At 56.5% G+C, this 14,201-nt stretch carries 10 protein-coding genes; 9 read left to right on the forward strand and 1 reads right to left on the reverse strand.

The features are described from left to right. The first annotated feature begins 21 nt into the window (after nt 1-21). Both JAO32_RS03725 and JAO32_RS03730 read left to right on the forward strand, forming a co-directional pair. Nucleotides 22-2,952, forward strand: coding sequence for a TonB-dependent receptor (locus tag JAO32_RS03725; RefSeq protein ID WP_334237621.1), 2,931 nt, complete (start codon nt 22-24; stop codon nt 2,950-2,952). A 94-nt stretch (nt 2,953-3,046) separates the two neighbouring features. Then, entirely contained in the window at nt 3,047-4,156 is a 1,110-nt protein-coding gene (locus tag JAO32_RS03730) for an FUSC family protein (RefSeq protein ID WP_334237623.1), read from the forward strand. Between the two features lie 9 nt (nt 4,157-4,165). On the opposite strand, the gene JAO32_RS03735 is transcribed toward JAO32_RS03730, so the two are convergent. After that, nucleotides 4,166-4,759, reverse strand: a complete 594-nt coding sequence (locus tag JAO32_RS03735) for a KdsC family phosphatase (protein ID WP_334237625.1) — start codon at nt 4,757-4,759, stop codon at nt 4,166-4,168. 130 nt (nt 4,760-4,889) lie between these two features. On the opposite strand from JAO32_RS03735, the gene JAO32_RS03740 reads away from it, so the two are divergent. From JAO32_RS03740 to hemG, 7 genes are all read left to right on the forward strand, one after another. Beyond that, the gene (locus tag JAO32_RS03740) at nt 4,890-5,402 is read left to right on the forward strand and encodes a YciE/YciF ferroxidase family protein (RefSeq protein WP_334237627.1); all 513 of its coding nucleotides are present in this window, start codon (nt 4,890-4,892) and stop codon (nt 5,400-5,402) included. A gap of 87 nt (nt 5,403-5,489) precedes the next feature. Further along, nucleotides 5,490-10,031 carry a DEAD/DEAH box helicase gene (locus tag JAO32_RS03745; protein ID WP_334237629.1) on the forward strand — a complete coding sequence of 1,514 codons (4,542 nt, stop codon included), beginning with the start codon at nt 5,490-5,492 and terminating at the stop codon, nt 10,029-10,031. Further along, nucleotides 10,028-10,213: a DUF5522 domain-containing protein gene (locus JAO32_RS03750; RefSeq protein WP_334237632.1), complete on the forward strand. Its 186-nt coding sequence runs from the start codon at nt 10,028-10,030 to the stop codon at nt 10,211-10,213. Before JAO32_RS03745 ends, JAO32_RS03750 begins: the two co-directional genes overlap by 4 nt. Nucleotides 10,214-10,232: 19 nt before the next feature. Then, nucleotides 10,233-10,505, forward strand: coding sequence for an oxidative damage protection protein (locus JAO32_RS03755; RefSeq protein ID WP_334237634.1), 273 nt, complete (start codon nt 10,233-10,235; stop codon nt 10,503-10,505). Then, nucleotides 10,506-11,594 (forward strand): uroporphyrinogen decarboxylase, encoded by a 1,089-nt coding sequence (hemE, locus tag JAO32_RS03760; RefSeq protein WP_334237636.1) that lies wholly within the window; start codon nt 10,506-10,508, stop codon nt 11,592-11,594. Continuing rightward, nucleotides 11,591-12,823, forward strand: coding sequence for a ferrochelatase (gene hemH, locus JAO32_RS03765; RefSeq protein WP_334237637.1), 1,233 nt, complete (start codon nt 11,591-11,593; stop codon nt 12,821-12,823). The genes hemE and hemH overlap by 4 nt, the downstream gene beginning before the upstream one ends. A gap of 3 nt (nt 12,824-12,826) precedes the next feature. Beyond that, complete coding sequence (hemG, locus tag JAO32_RS03770; RefSeq protein WP_334237639.1) at nt 12,827-14,191, forward strand: protoporphyrinogen oxidase; 1,365 nt, start codon at nt 12,827-12,829, stop codon at nt 14,189-14,191. The last annotated feature ends 10 nt before the right edge of the window (nt 14,192-14,201 follow it).

Consider the following 14,201-nt stretch of genomic DNA (forward strand, 5'->3'; position numbering starts at 1 on the left):
TATGCGCGACACGGGAGAGAGTTGTCGCTCAAAAGAAATTTTGAAAAAACGCTGAACAAAACCGTCGCCATGGGAATTAGCAAGGGAACGCTCACTCTTTCCCTCCACCGGTTTGCACCGGTGGAGCGGGTTTTTCTCAAGGGCTATAACCCGACCCATCCGATTTATTTTTTTGAGGCGCTTCGCAACATGTACCGATACCAACGCACTGCTCTTCTGCTTGCCGGGTTAACTCTGTCCCAGGCGTGTGTCACCGCTGCGGCACAATCTTCTGATGGAAATCTTCGTCTTCATGTCCGTGACTCTTCCGGCGCAGCCCTACCTGCAAAGGGCACTCTTCATGGCCCAGGAGCAGGGCATTCGCAGCCTGTGGAGGCGGCGTCTGATGGATCGTTGCAGGTAAGCGATCTTGCACCCGGTCGGTACACGCTGGAGCTTTCGCAGCCTGGCTTTGCCGCACATCGCAGCACCTTTCTTATAAAGCCCGGTACCACCGTCACGCAGGATGTCATCCTGACGGTTGGTGGTGTGAATACGACAGTGGATGTAATTGCATCCACACCGATTGGTGCGCTGAATGTGTCGTTGAAAGATGTACCTCTGCCGGTGCAGACGCTGTCCGCGCAGACGCTGGTCGATACAAACGCCATTGATCTGACTGATGCCATGAAGCGCCGCCTGAACGGCGTCTACGTTAACGAGAACCAGAACAATCCATTCCAGCCGGATGTGAATTATCGCGGTTATACCGCTTCGCCATTGGTGGGATCACCTGCCGGCCTTTCCGTGTACATGGACGGCGTGCGTCAGAACCAGCCTTTTGGCGACGTGGTGCAGTGGGACCTGATTCCCAAAGTCGCTATCAGTTCCATGGAACTGATACCTGGTTCGAATCCGTTGTACGGTCTGAATACTCTGGGCGGCGCGATTGCTGTGCAGACGAAGGACGGTATTGCGAACCAGGGCTTTGTCATCTCAGGCTACGGCGGTTCGTTTGGCCGACGTGCAGTGGATGCTGAGTATGGCGGCAGCAAGGGGCCATGGAACTGGTTCGCGGCAGGCACGCTGTTCCACGAAGATGGTTGGCGCGTCCTTTCGCCATCCAGCGTGCGACAGGGCTTTGCCAAGTTGGGTTACGCACAGGGTGGCACGGTGGTGTCGTTGTCTGGCGGTTATGCCATTAATAACTTGACCGGTAACGGCACGCAGGATTTCCGCGCCATCAATCGCACCACTGGCTTGAATCACGGCTACAACAGTGTGTATTCCATTCCTGACGTTACGTATCAGCATCAACCATTTCTGACGCTGAACGTGACGCAGGCAATCTCCAGTTCTGTAACGATTAACGCGAATGCCTACGTTCGCTCTACGCGCCAGAACACCAGCAACGGCGACATCAATGACGATAGCTTCGATCAGTCACTGTATACGCTAAGCAACGGAGATAAGACCGCATTGACGAAGGCGGGTATTGCCTATCCGACAACGCCACAGAACGCCACCACTGTTCCGTTCCCCTATCTCCGCTGCATTGCGCAGACCCTGCAGCATGACGAGCCGTACGAAAAGTGCACAGGTGTGGATACGGATACTGTGACCCGGCAGCATGCCGAAGGTTTCAGCGGTGTTTTGAACTGGAACACGACACATAACAAGTTGTCCGTTGGAGCCGGATTTGATCGCGGTGCCTTGACCTTCGTGCAGACCGCGCAGTACGGCTACCTGAACACGGACGGCATCAGCATCACTCGCGTGAATGCTTTCCTGGACGGTTCTTACACGGACGACGATGGCAGCGTTCTGGATAACCGTGTGAATCTGCACGGCACCACGACAACCCCCAGCTTCTTCGTGACGGATACCTTCAGCCTGAATAAGTGGGTATTCAACGTTGGCGGTCGCTACAACCACACCAGCATTAACAACGTGGATCGTCTGCCTCCGGCGAGCTACCGCGGCACGTTGACCGCAGTGAATAACTTCCAGCGCTTCAATCCGAGTGCGGGCGTTGTTTATAAGGCCAACGGCCTGTTGAATGCTTACTTCAACTACGACGAAAGCAGCCGCGCCCCAACATCCACAGAGCTTGGTTGTGCCGACCCTGATTTTCCCTGCTCGCTGCCGAATGCGCTGGTCAGCGATCCTCCGTTGAAGCAGGTGGTCAGCCGCACGTATGAGTTTGGTTTCCGTGGTAATCCCGATGGGCGCTATCGCTGGTCTGCCGGATATTTCCACACTAACAACTACGATGACTTGCTCTTCGTAGCAGCGCAGGCCACTGGTTACGGCTACTTCCAGAACTTTGGCAAGACACGTCGCCAGGGCGTGGAAGCATCCGCTTCCGCGCATCTGCACAAGCTGGATGCAGGTGCGGACTATACCTTCCTGCAGGCGACGTATCAAAGTTCGCAGACAATTGAAGCGGACAGCAATAGCAGCAACAGCAATGCAAAGAGCGGCGAGAAGGGCGTGGCCGATGGCGGTCTCATCACCATCCAGCCGGGCAACAACATTCCGCAAGTGCCGCAGCACATGTTCAAGCTCTACTCGGACTACCATCCGCTGCGGAAGCTGAACGTCAACGCAGACTTCCAACTCATCAGCTCAAGCTACGTTCGCGGCAACGAGAACAATCAGCATCAGGCCGATGGTGTGTATTACCTGGGCAGCGGCAAGAGCCCTGGCTATGGCGTAATGAATCTGGGGTCCAGCTACAACATCACCTCGCACTTCCAGCTCTTCGCGCAGATCAACAATCTGTTGAACCGCCACTACTACACAGCAGGCCAGCTTGCCACCACACCGTATGACAACAACGGCAACTTCGTTGCTCGTCCGTTCGCGGCGTATGCTTCTGGTGACTATGCTGTGCGCAACACGACGTACCTTGCACCGGGGGCGCCGATCACTGTCTTTGGTGGGCTGCGCGTGACGCTGGGCAAACGTTAATTCCGCATCCAAACATCCACAAAGCCCCGCGGTATTCCGTGGGGCTTTTCTTTTACATCTTTCTTATTCCTGAGGCATTAGCATCAGAACTGTCGTGGCTGAATCCGTCCGCAAGCTGATCGCCCGTTTTGACTGGCATAAGTCCGAGCCGCTGCATGCGTTGCTTTGCATGCCGGGTTTGGCGTTGCCGCTGATTGTGGGCATCCATTATGGTTATCCGGGTACTGCCGCGCTGATGGTGGGCGGCGCGCAATGTGTGGGCTTCGGGTCGTATCAACAGCCACTGTTTACCCGTTCCGGTGCAATGCTGGCAGCATCGTTTGGCATCGCCATCTCTGCATTGGTTGGCGCTCTGTGCCGCGACAGCACGGTCGGGTTGTTCGTTACAACAATTCTGTGGGCCGTGTTGTATGCGTTTTCTAATAGCATCAGCACGGCGACGGCGTGGGTAGGGCAGCAGTGCTGCATCTTCCTTGTGATTTCGGCGGCCGCTCCAAATACGCCAGGAACGACGCATGATCTGTTTCTCTCCGCGCTGCTTCGTGGTGCGGGTGTGCTCGCGGGTGGCCTGCTACAATTTTCGTTTTTGTGGATCTTCCGTTTGTGGCTTCCAGAGGCGCACACAAAGTTCAGCCGTCATGACTTTGATCCAACGCGATTTCAACTGGCTTTCCTAAGGGAGCAGCTTTTACCCAGCAGTGGCACGTTTCAGTTCGCACTGCGTATGGCGGTGACGGCAGCCGTATCCATCTGGGTCTATCGGACGCAAACGTGGACGAGCTCTTATTGGATCGCCATGACCGCCTTGCTCCTTCCAAAACCGGAGTTTGTGCAGACGATGGCTCGCGGTCTGCTCCGCGCTGCAGGCACACTGATTGGCGCGGTGCTTTGCACGCTAATTGTCGTGGAGTTTCATCCTAGCGGCATGTGGCTTGCGTTTTACGTCCTGGTTTTTCAGGCAGCTACGTATCTTTTAAACACGGTCAATTACGGCGCGTTCGCTGTTACGCTGACCGGCTATATCTGCTTTGTGTTGGCGGTTGCGCACCAGCCACCACGCGAAGTGTTACTGCATCGCGTGATGGCCACGCTTATTGGTACAGGTATCGCGCTGAGCGTTCACATTGCATTCCGCTATGGACGCAGGCTGCTACACATTACGCCGCCAACGATTCATTCGCTGGAAGGAGATTCTCACGTCTGACGCTGGCTTTTACTGCACGCCGTGTCCAATGTCGCGTGCGCCACCAGCTTCGCGCAGATACTCCTCGATTGCATCGGCCAGCACGCCTTTTGCCTCCAGCACCAGTTCAATCGCATCACGCCCAGCACCATGGCCACCGGCATGTGACGTTACATAATGTGCGACTTCCTTCACAGGCTCACGTGCATTCCAGGTTGCAATGGCCAAACCCACAGCGCGCATAGGCGGTAGATCGATGATGTCATCGCCGACGTAGCAGATCTCCTCCAGCGTTACGTCGCCCTCCTGCATGATCTGGCGAATGGCATCCATCTTCTGCTGCGACCCCTGGTGGATGAACTCCACTTTCAGATCGCGCAAACGGACTGCGACGGTGTCGCTGCTGCGTTTGGTGATGGCACCAAAACGGAGACCGGCAATACGACCAATGCCCATACCCAGGCCATCATGCGCCGAAAATCCTTTTACCTCTATGGCGTTGATGAAACCATCATCACGTTTGCCGGTGGGAATGAACCACAGCGTTCCGTCTGTAAGTACTCCATCCACATCAAACACAATGACTTTGATCTTTTCTGCGCGCGCTTTCAGTTCTGCATCCATGTGTTCATCATCGCAGAGGTCGATCCTGACTGAGCAGTAGCAACGGCGTAATGTGGCCTTTGCGGGTGTTTCAGGCAGTGCATCCTACTCCACGTGCGTACCCAAACTTGCGCACGGAGGAATTCCCCCAATGAAGATCTTTTCCGCCAATATCGAATCGTTGACCGAGCTTTACAACACAGAACTGCGCAAGGCGCTCGATCTGGAAGAAACCATCGTCAAGGCATTGCCGGCAATGATTGACAAAGCCACGGACGAACAGTTGAAGCAAGGACTGAAGTCACACTTGCAGGAAAGCGAACAACATGTGGATCGTGTGAAACAGTTGCTCAGCGGCTTTGAAGACTCCGACTCGGAGAAGTGCAAGGTCATCCATGCTCTTGTTTCTGAAGCGGAAGATGGCATGAAGGACGCAAGCGATGCAGATGTGCGCGACATTGCTATCATCGGCGCTGCACAGCAGGTGGAACACCATGAGATTGCTGTCTACGGCACGCTGAAATCGTGGGCGCGCATTCTTGGCCGCACAGAGGATGTGTCTTTGATTGAGCTGATTGAACGCGATGAAAAGCATGCCGACAAGCTGCTGAGCGACATCAGTGACCGTGTGAATTCTGTGGCTCCCGTTTCGAAGGCGGCTTAACCGCCTGACTGAATGGGCAGAGCTTCAGGCTCTGCCCATTTTGTTTCGTGAAAAGCGAAGAAATCGCGAACAGAATACAATCACCGCATGGCTGCTGCCGCTTCCCCCATCTCGGCAATCCATGCGCCGCTGGCATGGGCGCACCCTGTGGTGCGGCATTGGTTCGTGCAGAAATTCGGCACACCCACTGAGCCTCAGGTGGAGGGTTGGCCTGCGATTCTTCGCGGCGATGACACACTGATCTCCGCACCCACTGGCAGTGGTAAAACGCTCACTGCGTTTCTCGTCGCCATTAATCGGCTTGTTACGGAAGCTCTGGATGGATCGCTGCCTGCGCACACGCAGGTGGTGTACGTCTCGCCGCTGAAGGCATTGGGTAACGATGTTCAGAAGAATCTTGATGAGCCTTTGCGCGAGATTCTTGCTCTTGCTTTGGAAGAAGGCTATCTCTGCCCGCGTATCCGCACGGGCGTACGCACTGGCGATACGTTGCCCAAAGAGCGCGTTGCAATGCTCAAAGAGCCACCGCATATTCTTGTCACCACGCCGGAGTCGCTGTATCTGCTGTTGACCGCCGGAAAGTCCCGCGAGAATCTTCGCCAGGTTCACACCGTTATCGTGGATGAAATTCACGCCATGGTGGATGACAAGCGTGGGGCGCATCTTTCACTCACGCTGGAACGTCTCGATGCGCTGGTAACGGGCGAGAACAGACTCGCGCCCGGCGGTATGTTGATGGGGCTTGCGAAACGTCCGCAGCGTATCGGGCTTTCCGCTACACAGAATCCGATTGAGCTGGTTGCGGACTACCTCACGGGCATCGCTGCAGATCGCACACGCGCCACAATCGTGCAGGTGGGCCAGCGGCGCACGCTTGATCTTGGTATTGAAATCCCATCTTCGGAACTCACCAGTGTTCGCGACAGCAAGATGTGGATTGAAGTAGTCGATCGCATGGCAGAGCTATGCACGCAGCATCGCTCGACACTGGTTTTTGCGAATACGCGCAGCATGGTGGAACGTTTATGTTGCGCGTTGGGCGAACGGCTCGGTCAGGATAACGTTGCAGCGCATCATGGTTCGCTCTCACGCGCGCTTCGTCTTGACGCAGAACAGCGATTGAAGGCCGGGCAGATCCAATGTCTTGTTGCTACAGCATCGTTGGAACTGGGCATTGATATCGGTGCGGTTGATCTTGTTCTGCAGCTCAATAGCACGCGCGATATCGCCGTGGCCATGCAGAGGGTAGGTCGCGCAGGCCATTGGCGCGGAGCCATCCCCAAAGGACGTTTCTTCGCTACGACGCGTGACGATCTTTTGGAGCAGGCAGCGCTCATTCGCGCAATGCGGAGTGGTCAACTCGATCGGCTTGAGATTCCACCGCAACCGCTGGATGTGCTGATGCAGCAAATGGTGGCGATGTGTGGTGCGGAGCCGTGGGAAGAGGATGCGATGTACCGCGTGATTACGCGTGCGTATCCGTATCGACTGCTAACGCGCGACGAGTTCGATGAACTAGTTACGCTGCTGCACACTGGCATTGAAAATTCGCGTGGCCGCTATGGCGCGTATCTTTTGCGCGATGGCGTTGCTGGCATACTGCATCCACGCCGCGGCGCGCGCATGACCGCCATCGGTAATGGCGGCGCTATTCCGGATACGTCTATCTTCTCCGTCATCCTTATGCCAGAAGGTGTGCAGATTGCAACGCTCGGTGAGCATTTTGCGGTGGATAGCGGACCCGGTGATGTGGTGCAGCTTGGCAATGCAAGCTGGCGCATTCTCACGGTGGAGAAGGAAGGCCGAGTACTGGTGGAAGACGCACACGGCGCGCCGCCGTCCGTCCCTTTCTGGGAAGGTGAAGCGCCGCAGCGCACCGCTGTTCTCAGTGACTTTGTAGCAGAGCTCCGCGAAGAGATCAGTTGCCGCACAGACGGCGTGCATCATGAGATGGTCACGCGTGACGATGTGCGCGTGGACGCAACGCTGGCATGGCTGATGGAAGAGTGCAGCTTGTGCGAATCCGCAGCATTGCAGCTGCTTCAGTACATCGTGAATGGTCGTGCAGTTCTTGGTTGCGTACCCACGAAGAACACCATCGTTGCGGAGCGCTTCTTCGATGAAGGTGGTGGCATGCAGTTAATCCTGCATGCACCGTTTGGCGGCCGCATCAATCGTGCGTGGGGATTGGCGTTGCGCAAACGCTTCTGCCGAGGCTTCAACTACGAACTGCAGGCAGCCGCGACGGACAATGGCATCAACATCTGTCTTGCAGAGCAGCACAGCTTCCCGCTGGCCGATGTCTTCCATTTCCTTACGGAAATAACAGCGAAGGAGCTGCTGGAACAGGCATCGCTGGCATCACCTATTTTCAAGACGCGTTGGCGTTGGGCTGCGAATCGTTCGCTGCAGTTGCTGCGTTTCCAGAAGGGCCGCAAGGTGCCACCGCAGGTGCAGCGCACGCGCGGTGAAGATCTGCTGGCCAGCGTGTTTCCACAGGCAGCAGCGTGCTTTGAAACGATCGTCGGCGATATCCAGATTCCTGATCATCCTCTGGTTCGCGAAGTGATGCAGGATGTATTGCAGGAGGCGATGGACCTCGCCGGCCTGCAACAGGTTTTGCGCGACATGGATAGCGGTAAGATCCGTTGCATTGCTGTTGATACGCCGGTGCCATCGGTCTTTTCGCATGAACTGCTCAATGCCAATCAGAATGCATTTCTGGATGAAGCCGATTTAGGCGAACGCCGCGCGCGTGCCGTGTCTTTGCGCGGCAGTATTCCGGATTCTGTTCTTGGTGAGGCTGGACGTCTTGATCCTGCAGCTATCCGGCAAACGCGTTGCGAGATATGGCCGGACCTGCGCGACGAACACGAGCTACATGATCTTCTCTTCAGCGCCATTGCTTTGCCTGTAGCTCTATTCGCAGAGCAGACTCACCTGGCTGCATGTGCCGATGAAGAAGTGCAGTCACATCGCATCCACAGTAGCCGTCACTGGCCGTTGTTCTTTGAACGCCTGCAGCAACGTGGTCGTGCAAGTCTCGTTCAATTTGGCGAGCAGGATTGCTGGGTGGCAACGGAACGTTTGCCCCATGCACAACTGCTGCAATCCATTTCGCATGCTTCGCCTCAGGAGGTGCCCCTTCCTGGGCAAGGCGAAGACACTGCGACTGTCAGCGAATCCCTGCGTCTTCTGACGCAAGGTTTTTTGCAGCTTCTGGGGCCAACCACCGCTACGCAGATTGCTGAACTCTTTGACCTGCAATCACGGGCCGTTGCGCAACAGCTCGTTGCGATTGAAGTGCAAGGCCTGGCGCTGCGCGGCATCTTTGAAAGCGGCGGTCCTGCGGAGAACGATCAGCATGTGGAATGGTGCGAACGCCGCATTCTGCAGCGCATTCATCGGCTGACACTGGGCGCATTGCGCAAGCAGATTGAAGCCGTTACGCCCGCTGTGTATCTTCGCTGGCTTACGCGATGGCAGCATCTGCAACCGCAGACACAGCTCAGTGGCGAAGAAGGCGTACTGGAAGCGTTGGTGCAGTTGGAGGGGTTTGAAGCGCCAGCCATCGAGTGGGAACGCAATCTGTTGCCGCAACGAGTGAAAGATTACGACGGCAAGTGGCTGGATGCGTTGTGTCTCTCCGGTGCTGTGGGATGGGGGCGAATTTCGCCACATCCTGCATGGGCTGCGGGTGACGGTGCTGCGCCGCGTCGGGTGATACCGACGAACATGGCGCCCATCACGTTCTATCTACGTGAATCTGCTGACTGGCTGCCTGCTGCGCTAGCACAGAAGTCGATTGATGAAACGAAGTTGCAACATGCGTTGAGTCCTGAAGCGCTTTCCATACGCAATGCATTGCGCGAACGCGGTGCATCGTTCGCCAGCGATCTGCAACGCTTCTGTGTGTTGAGCAAACAGCAGACACAGAGCGCACTGTGGGAGCTGGCCACGGCGGGTATCGCTTCGGCAGATGGCTTTGATCAACTCCGCATCATGATGGATCCGAAGCGCAAGCCGCTGGCTTCCGAACCGGTGACAAACGCCGCCAGGAGAGCCACGCGCAGCACCGCAGGACGATGGTCGTTGTTCATCGAGGATGAGCATCGCCAACTCACGGTAACCGAACGTGCGCGAGAAGAAGAGACCTCGCTCGTAGCCGCAGCACGCATGTTGCTCGCACGCTATGGAGTCGTGTTCCGCGACATCCTTACGCGCGAATCCAACGCGCCACGCTGGCGTGATCTGCTGCGTATGCTGCGACGTATGGAGGCACGCGGTGAAGTGCGCGGAGGCCGCTTTGTGCAGGGCTTCCACGGCGAGCAGTTTGCGCTGCCAGAAGCGGTGGAGAGTCTGCGCGCCACGCGTGACCTGAAACATGAAGAAGTTCTCGCCCTTACGGCAAGCGATCCCGTGAACCTCATTGGCATTGTTGTTCCGGGCGAACGTACGAGTGCCGTCGCTGGCCGGAAAGTGCATCTGCGTAATGGGCTGGCATGCGATGCTGAGGGGAGTCCCATTGACGCTGTTGCGACACCGCAGGGGATTCGACGCAATCCGTCTCCAAAGTTGGAACCGTCACAGGCGGAAACATCCCAACCCCAGGACAGCCTGTTCGCATGAGCACGCAGCCCGCTCTGACCGATGAGGATTTCTATTATGACGGCCCGTTCCTGGTCTTCACGGCGGCTTATCATCGCAAGCGTGGTTCCTGCTGCGGGAATGGCTGTCGGCATTGCCCCTACGACGAAAATGGAGATCTGGTGCCGGGCAAAGGCGAACGGCTTCGCGACAATTTAGAATAGAAACCGGAAAGAGACATACATGGCACACATGGTTTTCTGCTCAAAGTACAAGCAGGAGCTGGAGGGGCTGGACGAGCCTCCCTTCGACTCCGACTTCGGCAACAAGATTTACAACACCGTCAGCAAGAAGGCATGGGGCGAGTGGATTGAGCGCCAGAAGATGCTGCTGAATGAGTATCGCCTGCAGCCCTGGACCCCTCAGGCACAGGAGTTCCTGGTTGAGCAGATGAACGACTTCTTCTACGGCTCTGGCGGCGAGCTTCCCAAGGAATACGTCGCCCCCACGGCATAGATGGCAGACGTTTCTACAGTTCTCAAATCGTCAAAACGTAGCGTCTCTGATAGCCGTTTCGTACGTGCATGTCTGCGTCAGCCGGTGGATCGTACGCCGGTCTGGTTTTTGCGCCAGGCAGGCCGTTACATGCCGGAATATATGGCGGTGCGCCGTCAGCATTCGCTGCTCGATATTTGCCGTACGCCGGATGTTGCTGCTGAAGTCACCATTACCGCGGCGGAACGGCTTGACGTGGACGCAGCTATCATCTTCGCGGATCTGTTGCTGCCGTTCACGCCCATGGGCCTCGACTTTGAGTTCGTGAATGGGGAAGGGCCGGTGGTGCATAAGCCCATTCGCACGCGCGAACAGATTGAAGCTCTGCGTACAGACCGTGCGGAAGAACTGATCTACGTCGCAAAGGCCATCGAAAAGGTGCGCAGCCACTTCGCGGCACCGCGTGCCGACGGCGATCGTCTCGGCATCATTGGCTTCATCGGTGCGCCATTTACGCTGGCCAGCTACATGATTGAAGGTGGTTCCTCGCGCAACTACGTGGAGATGAAGCGCCTCATGTATGGCGATCCATCATCGTGGTCGCTGCTGATGGAGAAGCTGAACGCGGTGCTTGCGGAATACGCTGCGCAGCAGGTGCAGGCTGGTGCGGATGTCATTCAGATCTTCGATAGTTGGGCTGGCGCACTTGCGGTCAATGATTATCGTGACTTTGTGTTGCCGTACACACGCGATCTTGTGCAAAGAGTCAAGGCGCTTGGCGTGCCAGTGATTTACTTCGGTGTGGACACGGCATCGCTGCTTAGCACCATGAGCGAGACCGGCTGCGACGTTCTTGGACTCGACTGGCGCGTGCCCTTGGATGAAGGCTGGAAGCTTGCCGGAGATACATGCGGTGTGCAGGGAAACCTTGATCCTATTGCGTTATTCGCTCCACAGGATCTGCTGAAGCAGCGTGTGAAAGATGTTCTGGACAAGGCTGCCAATCGTCCGGGCCATATCTTTAATCTGGGACACGGCATCGTCCCCGGGACCCCGGTTGATAACGTGATTGCTGTCAGCAAGTGGGTGAAGGAGCTGAGTGCACGATGAGTCTGCGCGATCTTCCTTTCTTTCTGATCGGTCTTGCCAGCGAGAAGCTCAAGCTGCAGGATCAGATGGCCGTGCCCGCCGTGGCGGCGAAGGAAGCGCGCATCCTTGCGCAGTATGAGATCAGTAACGCTGATCAGATTGCCGCAGCGATGGCTGCGCCTGCTGTCGCGCAACCCGAGCCGGAAAACTTTGATGCTATCCTTCTCCTCGCGCACGGCACGCCCGATGTGCTGGGTGAGATGGATGAGTATCTGAAGCTGGTCACCGGTGGCCGTGGTGTTCCGCCTCATGTCGTGCATGAGTTGCAGGAGCGCTATGCAGAGATTGGCTTGAAGAATGAGCCAACCGCGGAAGGTCCGCATCTGACGCGATGGACGCTGCGTGAAGCTGAGCTATTGCGTGAACGCACCGATATGCCGGTTTACGTGGGTATGCGTAACTGGAAGCCGCTCATTGCGGATACCGTTGCGCAGATGAAGCAGGATGGCGTGAAGAAGGTACGCGCTATCTGTCTTGCACCGCAGAACTCTCGCACCAGTGTGGGTCTGTATCGTCGTGCGATGGAAACAGCAGCCGATGGCGCATTTGAAATCGACTTCGTTGCCGGATGGAGCGAACACTCGCTGCTGATTCGCGCCTTTGCGGAGCGCTTGCGAAAAGCGCTGGAAGTCGGCCCGCAAGATAAGAAAACGGCTGTGCTGTTTACAGCGCATTCCGTTCCGTGCCGCACCATTCAGTCAAAGCCCAGCGAACACCACGGCATGCTGCTGACCACTGAAGCGGACACGTATGCGATTGAATGCAAGGCCACTGCGACACTCATCGCAAAAGAACTCAGCGAACAGCTCAACGAAAGCGACTGGTATTTCTGCTTCCAATCGCAAGGCCTGAGCGGTGGCCCGTGGATTGGACCCAGCGTGGAAGACACACTGAAAGCGCTGCGCGATGGCGGCTATCAACATGTGATCCTTGATCCTATCGGCTTCCTCTGCGATCACGTTGAAATTCTGTACGACATCGATATTGCGTTTCAGAAGACTGCGTCAGAGTTGGGCATCACGTTGTCGCGTCCGGAGAGTCTGAACGATTCGCCGACACTCATCGGCGCACTTGCGGATCTGGCGCGTCGAGGCACGCGGAGTCTTCCACAGCATCTTCGCAACACAACGGCAGTGCCTGCGGAAGTTGTGCAGACACTTGCGCCCGTGGAAGAACAGGCGTCGGTGTAACGCATGAAGCGCGTTGCTATTGTGGGCGGAGGTTTGGCGGGCCTATCGGCTGGTTATGAACTTCAGCGCAATGGCCATAGCTTCACCCTCTTCGAACAAAGTGATCGCCTGGGCGGCATCGTAGATACGCTGCGGCAAGATGGCTTCGTGATTGAGCGCGGCCCAGATGGCTGGGTTACGGAGAAGCCGTGGGCGCGCGAGCTTGCTATCGAGCTTGGCCTTGAAGACGAACTCATCACGTCCAACGATCACGAACGCATTACGTGGGTATTGCAGCAAGGCAAGCTGCTGCCCATGCCGGACAACATGCGCATGATGGTCCCCGAAAACGTGGACACCATTATGCACTCGCCGTTGTTCAGTGAGAGTGCGCGCAGTGCATACATTGCAGAAGAGCAGCGCGCGGATGAGTTAAAGGCTGCAACGCCGGTACAGGATGAGTCTGTTGCCAGCTTTATCCAGCGTCACTTCGGTGAAGAGGTGTTGCGTGTCATCGGCGCGCCATTGCTTGGCGGTGTGTTTGGCGGCGACGTCTATCAACTCAGTGTGCGTGCTGTGATGCCGGCCTTTGTGCAGATGGAGCGCGAGTACGGATCGCTGATTCGTGCACTGGCTGCGAAGAAGGCTCAAAGAGGCAATCGACCAGCTTCGCCTGTCTTTACTTCACTGAAGACGGGGACGGGAACACTCGTAGAACGCATGGTAGAAACTCTTCCGCCTGCTTTCGTCAGTATGAATGCAGGTGTAAACCAGATAGAACGCACCGGCGATGGATGGCTAATTGACGGCGAGCCGTTTGATCATCTCATGTTGGCTCTACCAGTGCATCATGCAGCGCGACTCCTCACATCCACAGACGCACGTATGGCGGAGCTGATTGTGCAGCCGACAAGCTCTGCGATCATCGTTGGCTTTGGGTATCTTCCGGACAACGCGCCGGCCACTCCTAAAGGCTTTGGATTTCTTTCACCAGAAGGCGAAGCATGTACGTTGTTAGCTGCAACATTTTCTGATCAGAAGTTCACACATCGAGCACCGGAAGGTGGCAAGAGTCTGCGTGCCTTCTTTGGCGGCAAAGAGGCAGAAGCACTGCAACAGGAAAGAGATGAAACGATCATTGCAGCAGCGACTCGCGAGATGGAGAAAGTTCTGGGGCCGTTACCGCAGCCTTACATCGCCTTTGCGCGTCGTTTGCCGTGTTCGCTACCGCAGTATGGTGTGGGACACGGTGAGCGTATGGCGGAGTTGCGGGAGCGTGTGCATGCGCTTGGTGCGTTGCATCTGTTGGGGAACGGATATCGTGGCGTTGGGCTTCCAGACCTGATCCGCGATGGCCGTGCTGCCGCACGTGAACTAGTGGCATCCTGAGGATACTCGT

Origin of the sequence: Terriglobus sp. ADX1 (genome assembly GCF_036877645.1) — a bacterium.
Classification (GTDB): Bacteria; Acidobacteriota; Terriglobia; order Terriglobales; family Acidobacteriaceae; genus Terriglobus.

Bases quoted from the DNA above. Each gene is read 5' to 3' on its own strand.
- JAO32_RS03735 (WP_334237625.1), bottom strand. From the start codon at position 4,759: ATGGATGCAGAACTGAAAGCGCGCGCAGAAAAGATCAAAGTCATTGTG.
- hemH (WP_334237637.1), top strand. From the start codon at position 11,591: ATGAGTCTGCGCGATCTTCCTTTCTTTCTGATCGGTCTTGCCAGCGAG.
- JAO32_RS03755 (WP_334237634.1), top strand. From the start codon at position 10,233: ATGGCACACATGGTTTTCTGCTCAAAGTACAAGCAGGAGCTGGAGGGG.
- JAO32_RS03740 (WP_334237627.1), top strand. From the start codon at position 4,890: ATGAAGATCTTTTCCGCCAATATCGAATCGTTGACCGAGCTTTACAAC.
- JAO32_RS03745 (WP_334237629.1), top strand. From the start codon at position 5,490: ATGGCTGCTGCCGCTTCCCCCATCTCGGCAATCCATGCGCCGCTGGCA.
- hemG (WP_334237639.1), top strand. From the start codon at position 12,827: ATGAAGCGCGTTGCTATTGTGGGCGGAGGTTTGGCGGGCCTATCGGCT.
- hemE (WP_334237636.1), top strand. From the start codon at position 10,506: ATGGCAGACGTTTCTACAGTTCTCAAATCGTCAAAACGTAGCGTCTCT.
- JAO32_RS03750 (WP_334237632.1), top strand. From the start codon at position 10,028: ATGAGCACGCAGCCCGCTCTGACCGATGAGGATTTCTATTATGACGGC.